This window comes from Catenuloplanes nepalensis (assembly GCF_030811575.1).
GTDB lineage: Bacteria > Actinomycetota > Actinomycetes > Mycobacteriales > Micromonosporaceae > Catenuloplanes > Catenuloplanes nepalensis.
On sequence record NZ_JAUSRA010000001.1, the window covers coordinates 611,445 to 629,131 of the forward strand.

14 protein-coding genes are annotated in these 17,687 nt (G+C 73.6%); 9 read left to right on the forward strand and 5 right to left on the reverse strand.

Annotation, left to right across the window (positions count from 1 at the left end; translation table 11 throughout):
* Nucleotides 1-64 precede the first annotated feature (64 nt).
* On the reverse strand, nucleotides 65-673 hold the full coding sequence (gene rpsD, locus J2S43_RS02640; protein ID WP_306826938.1) for a 30S ribosomal protein S4: 609 nt from the start codon (nucleotides 671-673) through the stop codon (nucleotides 65-67).
* A 118-nt stretch (nucleotides 674-791) separates the two neighbouring features.
* On the opposite strand from rpsD, the gene J2S43_RS02645 reads away from it, so the two are divergent.
* Nucleotides 792-1,559, forward strand: a complete 768-nt coding sequence (locus J2S43_RS02645; RefSeq protein WP_306826939.1) for a DUF2470 domain-containing protein — start codon at nucleotides 792-794, stop codon at nucleotides 1,557-1,559.
* On the opposite strand, the gene J2S43_RS02650 is transcribed toward J2S43_RS02645, so the two are convergent.
* On the reverse strand, nucleotides 1,545-2,153 hold the full coding sequence (locus J2S43_RS02650) for a TetR/AcrR family transcriptional regulator (RefSeq protein ID WP_306826940.1): 609 nt from the start codon (nucleotides 2,151-2,153) through the stop codon (nucleotides 1,545-1,547). The genes J2S43_RS02645 and J2S43_RS02650 overlap by 15 nt on opposite strands.
* A 209-nt stretch (nucleotides 2,154-2,362) precedes the next feature.
* Nucleotides 2,363-7,516, reverse strand: a complete 5,154-nt coding sequence (locus tag J2S43_RS02655; protein ID WP_306826941.1) for a hypothetical protein — start codon at nucleotides 7,514-7,516, stop codon at nucleotides 2,363-2,365.
* A 259-nt stretch (nucleotides 7,517-7,775) separates the two neighbouring features.
* Between J2S43_RS02655 and hisI the strand changes: the two genes are divergently transcribed.
* Genes hisI through J2S43_RS02670 form a run of 3 tightly spaced genes read left to right on the forward strand, consistent with a single transcriptional unit; the run spans nucleotide 7,776 to nucleotide 10,206 of the window.
* Complete coding sequence (gene hisI, locus J2S43_RS02660; protein WP_306839162.1) at nucleotides 7,776-8,126, forward strand: phosphoribosyl-AMP cyclohydrolase; 351 nt, start codon at nucleotides 7,776-7,778, stop codon at nucleotides 8,124-8,126.
* Complete coding sequence (locus J2S43_RS02665) at nucleotides 8,123-9,640, forward strand: anthranilate synthase component I (RefSeq protein ID WP_306826942.1); 1,518 nt, start codon at nucleotides 8,123-8,125, stop codon at nucleotides 9,638-9,640. The genes hisI and J2S43_RS02665 overlap by 4 nt, the downstream gene beginning before the upstream one ends.
* Nucleotides 9,637-10,206 carry a Trp biosynthesis-associated membrane protein gene (locus J2S43_RS02670; protein ID WP_306826943.1) on the forward strand — a complete coding sequence of 190 codons (570 nt, stop codon included), beginning with the start codon at nucleotides 9,637-9,639 and terminating at the stop codon, nucleotides 10,204-10,206. The genes J2S43_RS02665 and J2S43_RS02670 overlap by 4 nt, the downstream gene beginning before the upstream one ends.
* Nucleotides 10,207-10,427: 221 nt before the next feature.
* On the opposite strand, the gene J2S43_RS02675 is transcribed toward J2S43_RS02670, so the two are convergent.
* Nucleotides 10,428-10,649 carry a hypothetical protein gene (locus tag J2S43_RS02675; RefSeq protein ID WP_306826944.1) on the reverse strand — a complete coding sequence of 74 codons (222 nt, stop codon included), beginning with the start codon at nucleotides 10,647-10,649 and terminating at the stop codon, nucleotides 10,428-10,430.
* Between the two features lie 383 nt (nucleotides 10,650-11,032).
* Between J2S43_RS02675 and trpC the strand changes: the two genes are divergently transcribed.
* From trpC to J2S43_RS02700, 5 genes are all read left to right on the forward strand, one after another.
* Complete coding sequence (trpC, locus tag J2S43_RS02680; protein ID WP_306839164.1) at nucleotides 11,033-11,836, forward strand: indole-3-glycerol phosphate synthase TrpC; 804 nt, start codon at nucleotides 11,033-11,035, stop codon at nucleotides 11,834-11,836.
* Complete coding sequence (gene trpB / locus J2S43_RS02685) at nucleotides 11,833-13,074, forward strand: tryptophan synthase subunit beta (protein ID WP_306826945.1); 1,242 nt, start codon at nucleotides 11,833-11,835, stop codon at nucleotides 13,072-13,074. Before trpC ends, trpB begins: the two co-directional genes overlap by 4 nt.
* On the forward strand, nucleotides 13,071-13,874 hold the full coding sequence (trpA, locus tag J2S43_RS02690; protein WP_306826946.1) for a tryptophan synthase subunit alpha: 804 nt from the start codon (nucleotides 13,071-13,073) through the stop codon (nucleotides 13,872-13,874). Before trpB ends, trpA begins: the two co-directional genes overlap by 4 nt.
* Before the next feature lie 117 nt (nucleotides 13,875-13,991).
* Nucleotides 13,992-15,143 carry a prolipoprotein diacylglyceryl transferase gene (lgt, locus tag J2S43_RS02695; RefSeq protein WP_306826947.1) on the forward strand — a complete coding sequence of 384 codons (1,152 nt, stop codon included), beginning with the start codon at nucleotides 13,992-13,994 and terminating at the stop codon, nucleotides 15,141-15,143.
* Between the two features lie 26 nt (nucleotides 15,144-15,169).
* Nucleotides 15,170-16,396, forward strand: a complete 1,227-nt coding sequence (locus J2S43_RS02700) for an FAD-dependent oxidoreductase (protein WP_306826948.1) — start codon at nucleotides 15,170-15,172, stop codon at nucleotides 16,394-16,396.
* Between the two features lie 295 nt (nucleotides 16,397-16,691).
* On the opposite strand, the gene J2S43_RS02705 is transcribed toward J2S43_RS02700, so the two are convergent.
* Complete coding sequence (locus tag J2S43_RS02705; protein WP_306826949.1) at nucleotides 16,692-17,366, reverse strand: GNAT family N-acetyltransferase; 675 nt, start codon at nucleotides 17,364-17,366, stop codon at nucleotides 16,692-16,694.
* Nucleotides 17,367-17,687: the final 321 nt, after the last annotated feature.

Genomic DNA, 17,687 nt, shown 5'->3' on the forward strand with positions numbered 1-17,687 from the left:
CCCGGCCTGGCCCACAGCTGGCGGCTGTGGGATGACCAGGCCGGAAGCCAGCGTCGGCGGGCTCTTACCGTGCGTAGAACTCGACGACCAGCTGCTCGTCGCAGAGCACCGGGATCTCGGAGCGAGTCGGGGTGCGCAGGACCGTGGTCTTGAGCTCCTCCAGCGCGGTCGACAGGTAGGGCGCGGTCGGGCCGTCGATGTGCGCGCCGGTCGCCGCCACCTGGAACGGCGGCTTCACGCGGCTGCGCTCGCGGACCTCCACGACCTGGCCCTCCTTGAGTCGGTAGGACGGCCGGTCGACCTTCTTGCCGTCCACGGTGAAGTGGCCGTGGGCGACGAGCTGGCGGGCCTGGTAGATCGTCCGGGTGAGCCCCGCGCGGTGCACGGTGGCGTCCAGGCGGCTCTCCAGGATCTGCAGCAGGTTTTCGCCGGTACGACCCTGCTTGCGGACCGCGTCGTCGAACGCGCGCCGGAGCTGGGTCTCGGAGATGTTGTACTGATGCCGCAGCCGCTGCTTCTCCAGCAGCCGGACCTGGTAGTCCGACGGCTTCTTGCGGGACCGCCCGTGCACGCCCGGCGGGTACGGCCGCTTCTCGAAGTACTTGACGCACTTGCGCGTCAGCGGCATGCCGAGGGCACGGGAAATGCGGACCTTGGGCCTGGTTTGGTTCACGTCGTAGCGCTCCAGAGGTGGTTGTCCGCGGACCCGGGGGCTTGATTGGCTTCCCGGGCCGAGTAAGTTAGCCTTCCCTTACTAAGGCAAGCCTAACGTAAGTCGGAGGGACCAGAACATGCACCCCAGCCCCGCCGAGGTCGCCCGCACGCTGGCCGCCGGCCGACTTCCCGGCAGCGCGACGATCGCCTGCCGTCCCGGCCCACACCCCGTCCGGCACGTCACCGACGGCGCCGGCCGGGTGCTGATGCTCAGCCGCCGCGACGGCAGGCTCACGGAGGCGCTGGTCCCGACGGACGGCGCGGACGACACCGCGATGGTCCTGGACGTCACGGACGTGCCGCCGGTCGCCGGTGCGCCGTCGCTCGGCCACGCCTGGATCGCGGGCTGGGCCGTCGCCCTCTCCGGTGACGACGCGCGCGAGGCCGCGATCGAGTTCGCCGCGGTCGACCCGACCGGCGACCTGCTCGACGTCGAGGGCGAGTTCGTGCTGCACCGCCTGGACGTGGCCGAGGTCCGGCTGGAGCGCGGCGGCGTCACGCTCGACGTCGACCCGGACGAGTACGCCGAGGCCGAGCCGGACCCGCTGCACGCGATCGAGTGGGATCTCCTCAGCGACCTCGCGGACCACCACGAACCGGAGATCACCACGTTCCTCAAGGCCCAGCTGGACAAGGCCGGCATGCCGTACGGCGCGCGCGAGCCCCGGGTGGTGCGGATGGACCGCTACGGCATGCTGGTCGACATCGGCGCGGCGAAGACCGTCCGGCTCTCCTACGCGCACCCGGTCGCGGACCGCGCGGACCTGGCCCGGCTGCTGCACCCGGTGCTCTGCCCGCGCTGCGCCGCCTCGGACTCCTCCCCGGAGACGTCACACGCCGTTTAGGCCCTCGATGTCGTCGGTAAGGTAGCGCTGCAGGGTCGGGCCGACCGTGGTGACGATCGTCTCCGCTGGGGACGACGCGATCGGCTCCAGCCGGATCACGTACCGCATCATGATCAATCCGCCGATCTGCGTGGCGATCAGGTTCGACCGGATCGGCGCCTCCGCCGGGTCGATCGCCAGCTCGGTCATCGCGCGGCGGAGCACCTGCGTGGAGATGAACTCGCGGAACAGGCGCGCGGTCCAGTCGTTCGTCATCGCGGACCGGATCAGCGCCACGCCCGCCTTCCCGGCCGGGCCGTCCCACACCCGGAGGACCATCCGGATCATGCGCTCGCCGGCGCCGTCCGGGCCCGCGGCCAGCACCTCCGGCAGCAGCTGACCCGGGTCGATCGGCGATTGCATCGCGGCCAGGAACAGCTGGTCCTTGGTGCCGAAGTAGTGGTGCACCAGCGCCGGATCGACCTCGGCGGCGGACGCGATCGCGCGGATCGAGGCCTTGTCGTAGCCCTTGTCGGCGAAGACGGACCGCGCCGCGCCGAGGATCGACTCCCGGGTGTCCGGGTTGCCCGGCCTGCGCCCGGTCCGACCCGCCATGTGGTGCCCCCTCCGGCCGATGTGATCCTCTCCATCGTGCCAGGGGTGTTCGATGCGTGGCCTGTCCGATCCGGCCGATGGGTGCCTCGTGTTCGATTCACTCCTGTGGGAACTCGATTCACTCCTGTGGGAATCAGCGGTGGACGACGTGGCTCCGCAGGGCGGCGAAAGGGGCGCCCTCCCGGGTAAGGGCGCCTCTCGGATCTCGGTCAGAGCGCGAGGATGCGGTCCAGGAACTCGCGGTAGCGGCGCATCGCGATCCGCATGCTCTCGGTGTCCGGCGTCGCGTTCGTCTTGTGCGGGTCCAGGCCCGCCTGCTCCGCCAGCAGCGCGTCGGCCAGATCGTGCACCGCGTTCGCGCAGACGGTCTGCGCCTGCGCCAGCGCACCCACCGGATCGTCCACGAACTGCGCCTTGATCTCGTGCCACTGCTGCCGGAACGGCGCCGCGGCCTCGTCCGTCCACACCGCGATCGGCGTCTCCACCACATCACCGGGCCGCAGCTGCGGCGCGTCGTCGTGGTCGTGGTCGTGGTCCGGTTTCGTGCTGAGCACAGTCACGTCGTCATCCTCGTCATCGCGCTGGGGTGCGGTCGTCACGGGCACGGCCGTCACGGGTGCGGTCGTCGCGGGTGCGGTCGTCGTGGGTGCGGCCTCGGGCTCGCCGAGAAGGGCGCTGTTCGGCGGGGTGTCCTCGGGGGCGACGCGAGCAGGGCCGCTCGCCGTGGCCTCGACCTCATCGGTGCGGGCGTCGTCGCCGGTGCCGCCCGGCCCGGATGCCGTCTCCGGCCCGGCGGCGCCGGTGTCGTGTGCCTCCAACACGGCCGGGGCCGCGACCCAATCGGGCTCCTCCGCGGGTGTGCGTGCCCAACTCTTCCGGCCACCGGTCTTCTCGGCGTCCGCTGCCGGGCCGTCGTCCGGGCCGGCGGTGTCGCTGATCGGGTCCGCCGCGGGCATCTCGACGTCCGCCGTGGGCACGTCGAAGTGCGGCGTGGGCACGTCGTCGTCCGGCGTGAGCATGTTGACGTCCGCCGTGGGCACGTCGAAGTGCGGCGTGGGCACGTCGTCGTTCGGCGTGGGCGCCTCGAAGTGCGGCGTGGGCTGGTCGTCGGAATCGTCGGTGTCGGACGGGCTCGCCTGGGCGGTGGAATCGTCCTGGTCCGAGGCGGAGGGGGCACGGGCGACGGAGGCTTCGGCCGCCGGCGCGAACTCGCCCACGACCTCGACCGGCTCCGGGCCGGTGCCCATCGCGGTGTCGTCCACCGAGTGAGTGCCGTCCATCGAGTGAGTACTGGGCGCGGTATTGATCACGTGGTGACCGTCGAACTCCGCGGCACCGGTCCCGGGGCGGGCACTGTGCTCCTCGGCGCCGGGCGCCGCGTGGACGCTGTGCTCTTCGGTACCGCTCACGGGAGCAGCGTCGGGCTCGGACGGGTGAACCACCGAGGGAGCGCCTGCCGGATCGATCGCCGGGATGCTGGGTTCCGCGGTGAGGGTTGCCTCGTGATCGTCGGTCGCCGCGGTGGCGTTTGCGGTGCCGCCGGGTTCGGCGGTGCCGGTTGCGTCGTGGTCGTCGGCCGCCGCGGTGGCGCTGGGTTCGGTGGTGTCGGTTGCGTCGTGGACTCCGGTTCCCGCCGTGCCGGGCACGGGATCGCTGGGCTCCGCGGTGGCGGGGACGGGGACGGGGTGGACACTGCGTTCCGTACCGTGCGGAGCGGCAGGATGTTCCGTGCTGCCGGCTGTCGGCGTGGCGGGGGGTTCCGCGGCGGTGATCATCGGGTGTTCGGCCCCTTCGGCGGGCGTGAGCTGCTCCTCGTCCGTGTGCTTCGGGGCCGGAGCACGGCGGCGTCCGGCACCCGCCGGGGTGTAGACGATGCTGCCCGCCTTCCGGGCTCCCGACCGCAGGGCGGCGACGGCCGCGCCGATCTCGGCGCTCCGCTCCGAGGACAGGCCGGGACCGATCCTCGGAGCGGATCCGTCCGGTGCCGGCTGGACCGCGCCCGGGTCCGCGTCGTCCGGACCGAGGTCACCCTCCTGCGGATTCACCGGCCGGGCCTCGTCGAACGGCTCCCGTGGCGCGGTCGTGTCCTCGTCCCGCGGCAGGACGGAGAGATCACCGGTGGACGTGGCCGACGGGCCGAGGTGCCGCTCCGGGCCGGCCCGATCGCCGGCCGAGGACCGGCCCTCGTGTGGCTGTGCGCCGGTGAACGTGGCCGGCCGGTCCCCGTGCTGCCGCGGATCGCCCGGTTCGCCGGTGGACGCAGGCCGCGTACCGTCGCGTTCCGAGACTCCGGTGTGCACCGGTCCGGCGGCCGGCGGTGCGACCGCTGAGCCGTCCGTGAGCGGCGGAGCCTCGTGCTGCGGCACGACCGCCGGGATGCTGGACGTGGCCGTCAGCGGCTCTTCGGCCAGCGGCGGGATGCCGGTCACCGCTCGCAGCGCGTCGGCCGTGGCCTCGGCGGACAGCGTCGTGCCGTTCAGGTTCTGGGCACTCTCGGCTACCGGCACCTGTTCGCCGGTGCGCTCCCGCAGCGCCTCCATGATGGCCTTGATCACCTCGACCGGGGTCTCGTCCTGCTCGCCATCGCCATCGCCAGTGGCGGCCGGCATCATGCTGCCGGCGGCGGTCCGCACCGGGCTGTCGGCGGCAGCGGTCCGCACCGGGCTGTCGGCGACGAGCGGCGCCAGGTCGCCGGCGGGGGCGGCCGGTACCGGGCTGTTGTCGGCGACGAGCGGCGCCAAGTCGCCGGCGGGAGCGGCCGGTACCGGGCTGTCGTCGGTGACGAGCGACGCCAGGCCGTCGGCCGCGATGGGGATCGGGCTGACGCCGCCGTCGGCGGCGGCCGGTACCGGGTCGTCGCCGGTCCGCTGCGGCACCCGGTCCGGATCGCGGTCGGTGCTCCGCACACCGTCGACGTGCTGCGGCGACGCGCCGTGGTCGATCGCGCCGGGCGGCAGGTCCACCGCGATTCCGGTCCGCGAGTCGCGACCGGCGTCGACGATCGGCTGCTCGTCGGTGCGGGCGTTCCATCCGGCCGTGGCGTCGCCGACGTCCGAGCGATCATCCGGGCTGTCGCCCGGGCCCGCCGGGAGATCGACCGGCTGCAGCCGGGTCGTGGTCACCCACACCGGCCCCGGGTGCACGCTCACCGCGTCCGGCGCCGCCGGATCCGCACGGCCGTCCGCCGCGCCGTAGTCCGGATCGACCGCCCCGCCGATCGAGAACGGCGTGGTGGCCGGCTCCCCGCCGTGCGGCAGCACGGTGGTCGCCTCACCCACCGGCAGCGGCGCGGTGGCTGGCTCAGTCGTGGGCCCCGGCGCGGCGTGTGGCTCAGCGGCGGGCCGGAGCGTGGCAGGTGGCTCAGCGGCAGGCCGGTGCGAGGTAGGCGGTTCAGCCACGGGCAGCGGTGTGGCGAGTGGCTCAGCGGCGGATCGGAGCGCCGTAGGCGACTCAACGACCGGCAGGGGCGCGGCAGGCGGTGCAGTTGCCGGCAGAGGCGCGGTCGCCGGCTCAGCCGCGGGCAGGATCGCGGTAGGTGGCTCAGCGGCGGGCAGGATCGCGGTAGGCGACTCAGCGGCGGGGAGCGGCGCGGTGCGCGGCTCGTCGCCGGCGTCGAGGCCGCCCACCGCCGGAGCCGGAGCGTCCGCCGGCGATCCGGTGGTCGCGGCCTGCTGCGGAATCGGCTGCCACGTGCGCCGAGGTGCGCGCGGAGCCGGGAACGACTCCGCCCCGTCCGCACGGGTGGGTGCGTCAACATCGACCGCTGTGCCACTACCGATCGCTGTGCCAGCGCTGGCGGTCATGCCGGCATCGGCGATCCGGCCGGCCTCGGTCGTCGTACCGATATCGGCGTGTCGGCTGGTGCGGCCGGCGGTAGCCGTGCCCCCTCCGGCGATCCCGCCTTCGCCACCGCCACCGGCACCGGCCGGCGCGCCGGCATCCGCAGCGATGTCATCACCGCTCGCGCCCGCATCGCTCCCGGGAGACGAGTCGGTCGCGCCATGACCGGCATGTCGCGCCGGTACCTCCGGGCGGACCGGGCCGGACGTTCGTCCTGTCATGGACGCGCGCGCCCCAGGGGCGTCCGCCGCCTCCGGTGCCGGGCCGTCGTCCGGCGCCGTACGCGGTGCGAACGGCCAGCTGATGACCTCGGTCGCCTCCCCCGCGCGAGGCCCCTCCGGCTCGCCCGCCGCCGGCTCGGTCACCGGCGACCCGGCGCCGAACGGCGACCACGGACTGCGCGCTGTGTCCGGGATCGGCGGCACCTCGGGCACCAACGGCCGCCCGCTCCACGGGCCCTGCCCGGCCAGCGGCGGCTCCGGCGCACCGCCACCCGCGGGAGCGAGCGGCGCGAACGTGCCACCCTGCTCCGCCTCCACCGCGGGCCCGGCCGCCGGCGCACCGGGTGCACCGGGCTCGCGCGGAGAGAGGTCCTGCCCCGCTCGCTGCGGCCCACCCTGTGCCGGAACGTGTGGCCCGTCCGAATCACCGGCCCGTCCCGAAGGCCCGCCGCTCGCCGAGGGCGGTCCCGCCGGTCCGGGTGCGAACGGCCTGACGGCCGGCCGCACTCCCGGCGTGATCGGCCGCAGACCGCCGAAGTGCCGGCCGCCGCTCGGTGGCGCGTCCGGCGTCTCGTCCTCCGCACCGGCCGTCTCCCGCGGGCTCAGCGGCGCGAACTCAGCGGCCGGCGTTCCGCCCGTCCCAGCCCTGTCCGCCACCCACCCGGCACCATCCGGACCCACCGGCCCGCCCACGGTCCCCCGAGCCGGGGTTCCACCCGCAAGCCCTGGCACCGCCGGCGACCCGCCCGTCACCCCGGGCCCGCGTGGTAGGTCGCTCCGGTCGATGGCCTGGGTCGCCTCGGCCTGGCCGGTCCCGAAGTCGAGGCTCGGCCCCGCCTCCGGAGTTCCCGGCGCCGGGGCATCCGGCCGCTGCACCGGCATCGCCCCGGAGACGTTCGGGTGCGCGTTGGCGGGATTCAGCCGGGACCAGCCCGCTAGATCGACCACGGCCGCGCGCTGTTCCCGCGGATCGCCGAAGCGCTCCGTCTCGTACTCCTCGTCGTCTCCGTAGTCGTAGAACCCGTCCCCGCGCCCGGCCGGGCGCGCCGGGGGAACCGGAGCGGCCGGCGGTGCCCACGGATTGCCCGCCCCGGCCCCGGGGTGATCGAAGAGCTGCGCCATGTACGGCGGGAGCGGCGCATTGGACGGCTGCGTGGCCTCCGGGTTCTCGCCGGTGTCCGAGAAGAACGCCGCGCTGTCCGCCGCCTGCCGGGGATGCGGGACCGGCCGCCCGTGCGCCTGCCAGCCGGGGGCGGCGTCCTCGGCGCCGTCGTCGGCCGCGGAGGGGGGCGTCGGGGGCATGGGGTTATCTCCGTCCGCTCGTGAGGTGAGCCGAACGGTACCCGTCACACGTCACCCGCACAGCACCCCAGGAGTGCTTTCGCCCGGTAAAATGTCTGACTTAATGCGCGGCCGGGCGAATCATCACCCCACTTCAGACACCGGGTCGATCACGCTCCGATGTGAGCCGTCGTCACGACCGAAGGGCGGGTCGTGGGGCCCGCCGGGCGATGCGAGAGAATCGAGAGCTGTGCCCGACACGACTGATTCCGCACCCCCCATGCTCGACCCCGGCATCGCCGCGCGCCTGCGCCGGACCGATGACGGCCTGATCGCGGCCGTGGTGCGTGAGCACGGCACCGGCGAGGTGCTGATGCTGGCCTGGATGGACGACGAGGCGCTGCGGCGGACGCTCGCCACCGGGCACGCCACCTACTGGTCGCGCAGCCGCAACGAGTACTGGGTGAAGGGCGAGACGTCCGGCCACCGGCAGTACGTGCGGGCGGCCGCGCTGGACTGCGACGGCGACGCGCTGCTGCTCACGGTGGAGCAGGTCGGCCCGGCCTGCCACACCGGCACGCACAGCTGCTTCAGCGACGAGCTGCCGGTCGAGCAGGGGGTCCGGGCATGACCACCGGTGCGGTCCACCCCGACGAGAGCTCGTTCCGCGAGCAGGTCCGCAAGCACCGGGTCGTGCCCGTGACCAGGAAGCTTCTGGCGGACGCGGAGACGCCGGTGGGCGTCTACCGCAAGCTGGCCGGCGGCCCCGGCACGTTCCTGCTGGAGTCGGCGGAGCAGGGTGCGGCCTCGGCCGGCACCGCCTGGTCGCGCTACTCGTTCATCGGCGTGCGCAGCGCCGCCACGCTGACCGAGCGGGACGGCCGCGCGGAGTGGCTCGGCACGCCCCCGGCCGGTGTGCCGGTGACCGGCGAGCCGATCGACGTGCTGCGCGCCACGGTCGAGGCGCTGCACGGCGGCAACGACGACGGCCCGCCGCTGACCGGCGGCATGGTCGGCTACCTGGCGTACGACGTGATCCGGCGGATCGAGCGGCTGCCGGAGCAGGCGGAGAACGACCTGCGGCTGCCGGAGGTCGGCATGATGCTGGCGACGGACCTGGTGGTGCTGGACCACTATGAGGGCTCGGCGACGCTGGTGGCGAACGCGATCGTGGCCGCGGAGGCGGACGACGCCGAGGTCACCGCGGCCTATCACCACGCGATCGGCCGGCTGGACTCGATGACCACCGCGCTGTCCCGACCGACGCCGCCGATGGTGTCGACGGTCGAAAAGATCAAGAAGACGGAGCCGCGCAGCCGGACGCCGGACGGCGGCTACCCCAAGGCCGTGGAGATCGCGAAGGAGGCGATCCGGGACGGCGAGTGCTTCCAGATCGTGGTCGCGCAGCGGTTCGAGCGCCCGACCAGCGCGGATCCGCTGGACGTCTACCGGGTGCTGCGGACCACGAACCCGAGCCCGTACATGTACCTGCTGCGCTTCGACGACTTCGACATCGTGGGCTCCTCCCCGGAGGCACACCTCAAGGTCGACGGCCGAAGGGCCATGCTGCACCCCATCGCGGGTACGCGTCCGCGCGGCGCCACCCCGGCCGAGGACGCCGCTCTGGCCGCGGAGCTGCTGGCCGACCCGAAGGAGCGCGCCGAGCACGTGATGCTGGTCGACCTGGGCCGCAACGACCTGGGCCGGGTGTGCCGGCCCGGCACGGTGCAGGTGCCGGAGTTCGCCACGATCGAGCGGTACAGCCACGTCATGCACATCGTCAGCACGGTGACCGGCGAACTGACCGAGGACCGCACCGCGTTCGACGCGCTGGCCGCCACGTTCCCGGCCGGCACGCTCTCCGGCGCGCCGAAGGTCCGGGCGATGGAGATCATCGAGAGCCTGGAGCCGACCCGTCGCGGTCTCTACGGCGGCACGGTCGGCTACTTCGGCTTCGGCGGCGACATGGACATGGCGATCGCGATCCGGACCGCGCTGCTCCGCGACGGCCACGCCTACGTGGGCGCGGGCGCGGGCATCGTGGCGGACTCCGATCCGGCCGCGGAGGAGCAGGAGACGCGGAACAAGGCCGCGGCCGTGCTCGCCGCGATCGCCGCCGCCGAGACGCTCCGGCCGGCTCGATGACCAGCGGTCCGGCCGTGACCGATCCGGGCACGGCGGCCGGGCGTACCGGCGCGCGGCGGGCGTTCACGCTCGCGCTGCTGCTGTGCGCGGCCGGCGCCGGCCTGGCGCTCTACGCGGTGACCCGGGTCTGGCTGGTGGAGGTGACCGAGCGGGCCGCGCCGCTGCCGCCGTCGAGCACCGAACGCACCGGCTCCGATCTGCTGGTCTGGCTGCAGCCGCTGGCGGTGGTGTCGCTGGCCGGTGCGGGCGCGCTGATCGCCACGCGCGGCCCGGTCCGGCGCGCGATCGGCGGCCTGCTGGCCGTGCTCGGCCTGGCGATCGGAATCGGTGCCGCGACCCAGCTGGGCGCCGGTCTCTGGCCCGCGCTGACGCTGCTCGGCGGCGTGGCGGTGGCGGTGGCGGGCGGTTGGACGGCGGCCCGCGGCGCGGACTGGCCGTCGCTCGGCGCGCGCTACGAGCGCCCCGCCCCCGTCGGCGACGAGCCGCCCCCGGCGGTCAACGCCCCGCGCGGCACCCGTCAGGCCTGGGACGCCCTGGACCGCGGCGAGGATCCGACGGACGAGTAGATCAAGGGCGAAGATCAAGTTCTGGAAAGCCGTTTTCCCGCTTCCGGCGGAGGCTCAGAGTTCACTCCGTTGTAGGGGTGAGGGCCGGGGCGGTAGCCGGGGGAGTGCTCCCGCGGGCACCGGCCGGCGGGGTGGCCGGGCAGATCAAAACCACCCCGCTTCCGTGATCAGGGCGTCCTCGCGTCGTCAGAACGACGTGGGGGACGCCTCGATCACGGTTGTCAGCGGCGGGTGGCGGCGAGGGTGGCGAGGTGGCGGCGCGCCTCGTCGCGCTGGCTGGCGCGGGCGCGGTCCGCGAGGACCGCCTCCCACGCGTTGCCGGTGGCGGTGCGCACCCGGGCCGGTCCGACGACGGCCCGCTCCACGTTCTGCGCGAGGTCGGCGGCGACGGAACACACGGTGCGTGTCATGTGGACGAGTCCGTTGGCGCGTTCGGAAGTCATCGGCTAACCCCACACGGTGGATCTGTTCGGCTGGCGGACGCCAGGGACGTCCGGGACAAGTGTGCCCGGCTCCCATGCTGCCCGAGACGTGTTTCCGGTCGATGACCGTAGGACTGACGACCGGCCTCACGCAAAGTGATCACTGCCTGCGCTGGTGGCGACGATGATGCTGGTAAATCCGATGCCCGGGGCGAAACCGGGCACCGACCGTCACCCGGCACTCACGACCGGTCCGGCATTATGCCGGAGCCCATACGGTGAGGCGCGCCATACCCCGGACATGGCCTGCGGTGCGGCGAGACCTAGCATCGGCCCATGACACCCGGAGAGGGGAGTCCTTGGTGACAGCTGAGCATGGTAATGCGAACAACGGTGGCGGCAGCGTGCTCGACGAGATCCTGGCCGGTGTGCGCGAGGACGTCGAGACCCGTCAGCAGCAGGTGCCGCTGGAGCGTCTGAGAGAGATGTGCGCCGAGGTGGCGCCGCCGATCGACGCGTACGCCGCACTGCGCAAGCCCGGTGTCGGCGTGATCGCCGAGGTCAAGCGCGCGTCCCCGTCGAAGGGCCCGCTCGCGGAGATCCCCGATCCGGCGGTGCTGGCGAGCGACTACGCCGCGGGCGGTGCCCGGGTGATCAGCGTGCTGACCGAGGGTCGCTGGTTCGGCGGCTCGCTGGCCGACCTCGACTCCGTGCGCGCGGCCGTGGACGTGCCGATCCTGCGCAAGGACTTCGTGGTCTCCAGCTATCAGGTGCACGAGGCGCGCGCGCACGGCGCCGACCTGGTGCTGCTGATCGTGGCGGCGCTGGAGCAGAACGCGCTGGTCGGCCTGCTGGAGCGGATCGAGTCGCTGGGCATGACCGCGCTGGTCGAGGTGCACGACGAGGACGAGACGGACCGCGCGCTGGAAGCCGGCGCGAAGGTGATCGGCGTGAACGCGCGCAACCTGCGCACGCTCGAGGTCGACCGGACCGTCTTCGAGCGGATCGCGCCCGGCCTGCCGAACGAGGTCGTCAAGATCGCCGAGTCGGGCGTGCGCGGACCGCACGACCTGATCCGGTACGCGTCGGCCGGTGCCGACGCCGTGCTGGTCGGCGAGGGCCTGGTCACCCAGAGCAGCCCGCGGGACGCGGTGGCCGCGCTGGTCAACGCCGGCAACCACCCGGCGACCCCGAGGCCGGCCCGATGACCGCCCCGGCCCTGCCCGACCTGGCCGGTCACTTCGGGCGCTTCGGCGGCCGTTTCGTGCCGGAGGCGCTGGTCGCGGCGCTGGACGAGCTGGACGCGGCGTACCGGTCGGCGAAGGCCGACCCGGCGTTCCAGGAGGAGCTCGGCGGCCTGCTCCGCGACTACGCGGGCACGCCGTCACTGCTCTACTCCGCGACCCGGCTGTCCGACAGGCTCGGCGCGCGCATCCTGCTCAAGCGCGAGGACCTGAACCACACCGGCGCGCACAAGGTGCGCAACGTGCTCGGCCAGGCGCTGCTCGCGAAGCGGATGGGCAAGCGGCGGGTGATCGCGGAGACCGGGGCCGGCCAGCACGGCGTCGCCTCGGCCACCGCGGCCGCGCTGCTCGACCTCGAGTGCGTGGTCTACATGGGCGAGGTCGACACCGAGCGGCAGGCGCTGAACGTGGCCCGCATGCGCATGCTCGGCGCCACGGTCGTGCCGGTCACGAACGGCTCGCGCACGCTCAAGGACGCGCTCAACGAGGCGCTGCGCGACTGGGTGGCCAGCGTGCAGACCACGCACTACCTGCTCGGCACCGCGGCCGGGCCGGCGCCGTTCCCGGAGATCGTCCGCGACTTCGTCGGCGGCATCGGCACCGAGGCTCGGGCGCAGTGCCTGGCGCTGACCGGTGGCCTGCCGGACGCGGTCGCCGCGTGCGTGGGCGGCGGGTCGAACGCGATCGGCATCTTCCACGCCTTCGTCCCGGACGAAGGGGTCCGGCTCCACGGCTTCGAGGCCGGTGGCGACGGTCTGGAGACCGGGCGGCACGCGGCGTCGATCACCGGCGGCTCGACCGGCGTGCTGCACGGCGCCCGGACCTACATCCTCCAGGACGCCGACGGGCAGACCGTCGAGTCGCACTCGATCTCGGCCGGGCTGGACTACCCGGGCGTCGGCCCGGAGCACTCCTGGCTGCACGACACCGGGCGCGCGTCCTACACGCCGGTCACCGACCGGGAGGCGATGGACGCGTTCCAGCTGCTCTGCCGCACCGAGGGGATCATCCCGGCGATCGAGAGCGCGCACGCGCTCGCGGGCGCCGCCAAGATCATCCCGGCGCTGCGCGAGGAGCTCGGCCGCGAGCCGCTCGTGATCGTCAACCTGTCCGGGCGCGGCGACAAGGACGTGCACACCGCGGGTGCGTACTTCGGCATCCTCGACGAGAACGAGACGATCGTCCCGGAGGAGAACCTGTGAGCCTCGGCGGCGCGTTCGAGAAGGCCCGCGCGGAGGGCCGGCCGCTGATCGTCGGTTGCATGCCGGCCGGTTTCCCCACGGTCGGCGAGAGCATCGCGTCGATGATCGCGATGGTGGAGTCCGGCATCGACGTGATCGAGGTCGAGCTGCCCTACTCCGATCCGGTGATGGACGGGCCGGTGATCCAGAAGGCCAGCGACATCGCGCTCGCGAACGGCGTGCGGACCCGGGACACGTTCCGGATCATCGAGGCGGTCGCGGAGACCGGCGCGCCGGTGGCGCTGATGACCTACTGGAACCCGGTCGAGCGGTACGGCGTGGACGCGTTCGCCCGCGACCTCGCCGCCGCCGGTGCGACCGGCATGATCACGCCGGACCTGATCCCGGACGAGGCCGGCGAGTGGCTGGCCGCGTCCGACGCGTACCGGCTGGATCGCACGTTCCTGGTCTCGCCGTCGTCGACGGACGCGCGGATCGCGATGACGCTGAGGCACTGCCGCGGCTGGGTCTACGCGACCGCGCTGATGGGCGTCACGGGCGCCCGCGACGCGGTCTCCTCGGAGGCGCCGGACCTGGTCGCGCGCATCCGGGCGATCGACCCGGAGATCCCGGTCGGCGTCGGCCTCGGCGTGCGTGACGGCGCCCAGGCGGCCGAGGTCGGCGGATACGCGGACGCGGTCATCGTGGGCAGCGCGCTCATCCGCCGCGTGCTGGAGGCCCCGGACCGCGAGGCCGGCCTGGCCGCACTGCGCGAACTCGGCGCCGACCTGGCCAAGGGCTCCCGCTCCGCCCAGCGCTGAAGATCAGAACCCTGCGGGGGTACGGCGCACGCCGTACCCCCGCAGGGTTCTGATCTTGTTTTCTTGGCATCACCCAGGGCTACGCGACAGTGCGGCGCAACGGTAGCGTGTGCAACCGTGATTCAAGCCGTTCAAGCCGCTATCCCGAGCCCCAGCGTCGCGGTCTGGCACGTCGCGGGCTTCCCGATCCGGGCATACGCACTCTGCATCGTCGCCGGCATCGTCGCCGCCGTGCTCATCACGGAGCACCGTCTGCGCCGCCGTGGCGCCGCGCCGTGGGTGACGCTGGACATCGCGGTCTGGGCGGTGCCGGCCGGCATCATCGGCGCCCGCGTCTACCACGTCATCACGTCCCCCCAGGCCTACTTCGGCGAGGGCGGCGAACCGATCAGGGCGCTCTACGTGTGGGAGGGCGGCCTCGGCATCTGGGGCGCCATCCTGGGCGGCGCGCTCGGCGCCTGGTTCGCCTGCCGGCAGTACGGTGTCCCGCTGACCGTGCTCGCGGACGCGGTCGCGCCCGGCCTGCCGGTGGCGCAGGCGATCGGCCGGCTCGGCAACTGGTGGAACAACGAGCTCTACGGCGGCCTGACCACGCTGCCCTGGGGCCTGGAGATCCACAAGATGGACGACGAGAACCCGGGCCGCGCGATCCTGGACGGCGACGGCAACCCGATCCTGGAGCCCGGCCTCTACCACCCGACGTTCCTCTACGAACTGATCTGGAACCTCGGCGTCGCGGGCGTGGTGCTCGCGCTGGACCGGCGGTTCAAGTTCGGCCGCGGCCGGGCGTTCGCGCTGTACGCGATGGGTTACACGCTCGGCCGGTTCTGGATCGAGATGATGCGGACCGACCAGGCGACCGAGTTCTTCGGCGTCCGGCTCAACGTGTTCACCTCGGTGATCGTGTTCGCCGGCGCGCTGATCTACTTCCTGCGTGCCCGCGGCCCGCGCGAGTTCCTCATCCCGGTGCTGCCGGAGACCGTGCCGCCGGCCGGGACCGCGCCGGTCGACGGCGAGACCACACCGGAGAAGGCCAAGGCGGTCATGCCGTCCAGCTACCACGTGGTGACCGAGGAACAGTTCGAGGCGTACCGGGACACCGGCGTCATCCCCGCACCGGGCGAACCACCGGTGCCGGCCGCGGCCGAGACACGGCAGGACGCGGTCGAGACGCAGCACGACGCGGTCGGCACGCAGCAGGACGCGGTCGAGACGCAGCGGGACGCCGACGCGGCCTCCGCCGCGCCCGGCGGCGACGAGAAGAAGTAAGGCCCCACGGCGGGAGGTTACCTGTGATGCGCACGGCGATCGTGGTGGGTGCGGGGATCGGCGGTCTCGCCGCGGCGGGCGCCCTCGCGCGATCCGGCTGGCAGGTCACCGTCCTGGAGCGGGGTGATCGTGTCCCGGTGGACCGGGCCGCGCTGATCCTCTGGCCGAACGGCGTGCGCGCGCTGCGCTCGCTCGGCCTCGGCGACGGCCTGCACGCGATCGCCACGCCGCTGCGCGACCGTGGGGTGCGGCGGCCGGACGGGCAGTGGCTGGTCCAGCCGCGCCAGCCCGGCCCGGACGCGCAGCCGCCGATCGTGGTGCACCGCGAGGACCTGCACGACGCGCTGATCGCCGGGCTCGGCGACGGCGTGGAGATCCGCACCGGCGTGCCGATCGACACGGTGCGGCTGCACGCGGGAGACGCTGAGCGGCTGCACGCCGGCGACCGACCGTCGATCGGGCACGGGCGGCAGCGCTACGAGGCCGACCTGATCGTGGCCGCGGACGGCATCGACAGCGTGCTGCGCAAGGCCCTGGCGCCGGAGGCGTCCGTGGTCAGCTCCGGCTGCGCCGCATGGCGCGCGGTCATCCCGTGGTACCGCGCACCGCGCCTGCCCGACGACATGTCGCCGAACGGCGAGACGCTCGGCGCGGGCTACCGGTTCGTGGCGGTCTCGCTCGGCGAGCGTGGCTCGGCCGGCGGGTCCAGCCGGGGCGGCATCTACTGGGTGGCGACCGCGGCCGGCGCGCCCCGGCCGGAGTCGCCCGCGGTCCAGCTGCAGCTGCTGCGCCGGTGGCTGGCCGACTGGCACGCGCCGATCGGCGAGCTGCTCGCGGCAACCGAGCCGGGGGACCTGATCCAGCAGGAGGTACGGGAGCTGCGCCCGCTGCCCCGGCAGTACGGGTTCGGCTCCGGCCCAGGCGGCGTGGTGCTGCTCGGCGACGCCGCGCACGCGATGCCGCACCACCTCGGGCAGGGCGCGTGCCTGGCGTTCGAGGACGCGGCCACGCTGCGTTCGGTGATGGCGGAGGCGGTGCCGGGGCGCACGCTGACCACCGCGATCGAGCAGTACAGCCGGGCCCGCCGGCCGCGCACCGCGACGATCGTGCGGCAGACCCGCCGGATGTCCGCGGTGATCCAGGCCCGCGGCCGCCTGGCCCTGCGCGCCCGCGACGCCGCACTCGGCACGATCACCCCCCGCCTGCTCGGCAGCGTCGCCACCACCGCCGGCGAGTGGCGCCCACCGGTCTGATCAGAGGCCGACGATGTTCCTGCCGGCCGGAAGCCCGCTGCCGGCCGGCCGCAACATCGTCGGGTACTGATCCCGACCGCCCGGCGACCGGAACCCGCCCACCTTCCGCCGGCCCCCGATCATGGTCAGGGGGTTGTGGTGACCATCCACCCGGCTCGCAGGGAGGCCGCCCGCGGCCGACCGTTGCCCGCGGGAGCACTCCCCGGCTACCGCCCCGGCCCCCACCCCTACAACGGAGTGAACCCTGAGCCTCCGCCGGAAGCGGGAAATGACCTTCAGGATCTTGATCTTCCGGCTACGGCGTGGTGATCGACGGCTCCGCGATGCAGGCGGTGCCCACGCGACGGAAGCCGAGCCGGGCGTACATGGTCGCGACGTCGTCCGACGCGGCCGAGAGGAAGACCAGGTCCGCGCCGGAGTCGAGCGCGTGCCGGGCCAGCACGGCCGTGAGCGCGCGGGCCACGCCCCGGCGGCGCGCGGCCGGCAGCGTGGCCACGCCGACGATCTCCGCGACGTCACCGTCCCGCTGGTACATGCCGCTGCCCACCACCCCGCTGACTTCAGGGTCAGTGGGATTCTTCACCTCCGCCAGCGCGGAGGCCGCGCGTCCCTCCTCGGCCCGGAGCCGGTGCAGCGCCAGCGATCCCGGGCTCGGCGGGGTCAGCGCCGCGTCCCGCGCGGACGCGCCCGCCGAGCCGGTCGCGGTGCCCGCGTGAGTGAACGAGATTCCCGCGACCGCGCCGCGGATCGCGACGTCGTGTGCGAACGACGGGTCGCCCGGCGCCATTAACCGCACCGAAACGAATTCGTCATCGGTGATCGCGGGCATCGCGTCCGGGTCGAGCACCATCAGCGGCGCCTCCAGCACGCCCAGCCCGGCCGAGCGCGCCACGGCCAGCAGTTCCGGGCTGGTCTCGTGCACCCACTCGAACGCCTCCGGCGCGCCGATGTCCCGCTGTCGCTGCCGCACGGCGGTAATGTCTGCGGCTGACGGCGTTTTACCGGCCTCCAATGCGGGCCGTGCATAAAGCGGGTAGGCGTCGTTACTGCCAATGAAGAGCACCAATGCGCCAAAATCTTCGACGCGCGCGGCGAATCGCGGCACCCCGTCGTAGAAGCGTTCCAGGCGGGCGAAGAGGGCGGCATCGACCTGAGGCATCGAGGGATCCTACATGTCTCAGATCGTGGACGTGTGATCTATCTGTATTGGTGGGAATCGGCGTTCACTCACGTAGACTCTAGAGACTCTGCACAGGGCCGACGTCGTCCCACATCTTCAACCAGCGAGCGA

Excerpts from the sequence above, each read along its gene's own strand:
- J2S43_RS02645 (WP_306826939.1), top strand. The coding sequence starts at position 792 with ATGCACCCCAGCCCCGCCGAGGTCGCCCGCACGCTGGCCGCCGGCCGA.
- J2S43_RS02650 (WP_306826940.1), bottom strand. The coding sequence starts at position 2,153 with ATGGCGGGTCGGACCGGGCGCAGGCCGGGCAACCCGGACACCCGGGAG.
- J2S43_RS02655 (WP_306826941.1), bottom strand. The coding sequence starts at position 7,516 with ATGCCCCCGACGCCCCCCTCCGCGGCCGACGACGGCGCCGAGGACGCC.
- hisI (WP_306839162.1), top strand. The coding sequence starts at position 7,776 with ATGCTCGACCCCGGCATCGCCGCGCGCCTGCGCCGGACCGATGACGGC.
- J2S43_RS02665 (WP_306826942.1), top strand. The coding sequence starts at position 8,123 with ATGACCACCGGTGCGGTCCACCCCGACGAGAGCTCGTTCCGCGAGCAG.
- J2S43_RS02670 (WP_306826943.1), top strand. The coding sequence starts at position 9,637 with ATGACCAGCGGTCCGGCCGTGACCGATCCGGGCACGGCGGCCGGGCGT.
- J2S43_RS02675 (WP_306826944.1), bottom strand. The coding sequence starts at position 10,649 with ATGACTTCCGAACGCGCCAACGGACTCGTCCACATGACACGCACCGTG.
- trpB (WP_306826945.1), top strand. The coding sequence starts at position 11,833 with ATGACCGCCCCGGCCCTGCCCGACCTGGCCGGTCACTTCGGGCGCTTC.
- J2S43_RS02700 (WP_306826948.1), top strand. The coding sequence starts at position 15,170 with ATGCGCACGGCGATCGTGGTGGGTGCGGGGATCGGCGGTCTCGCCGCG.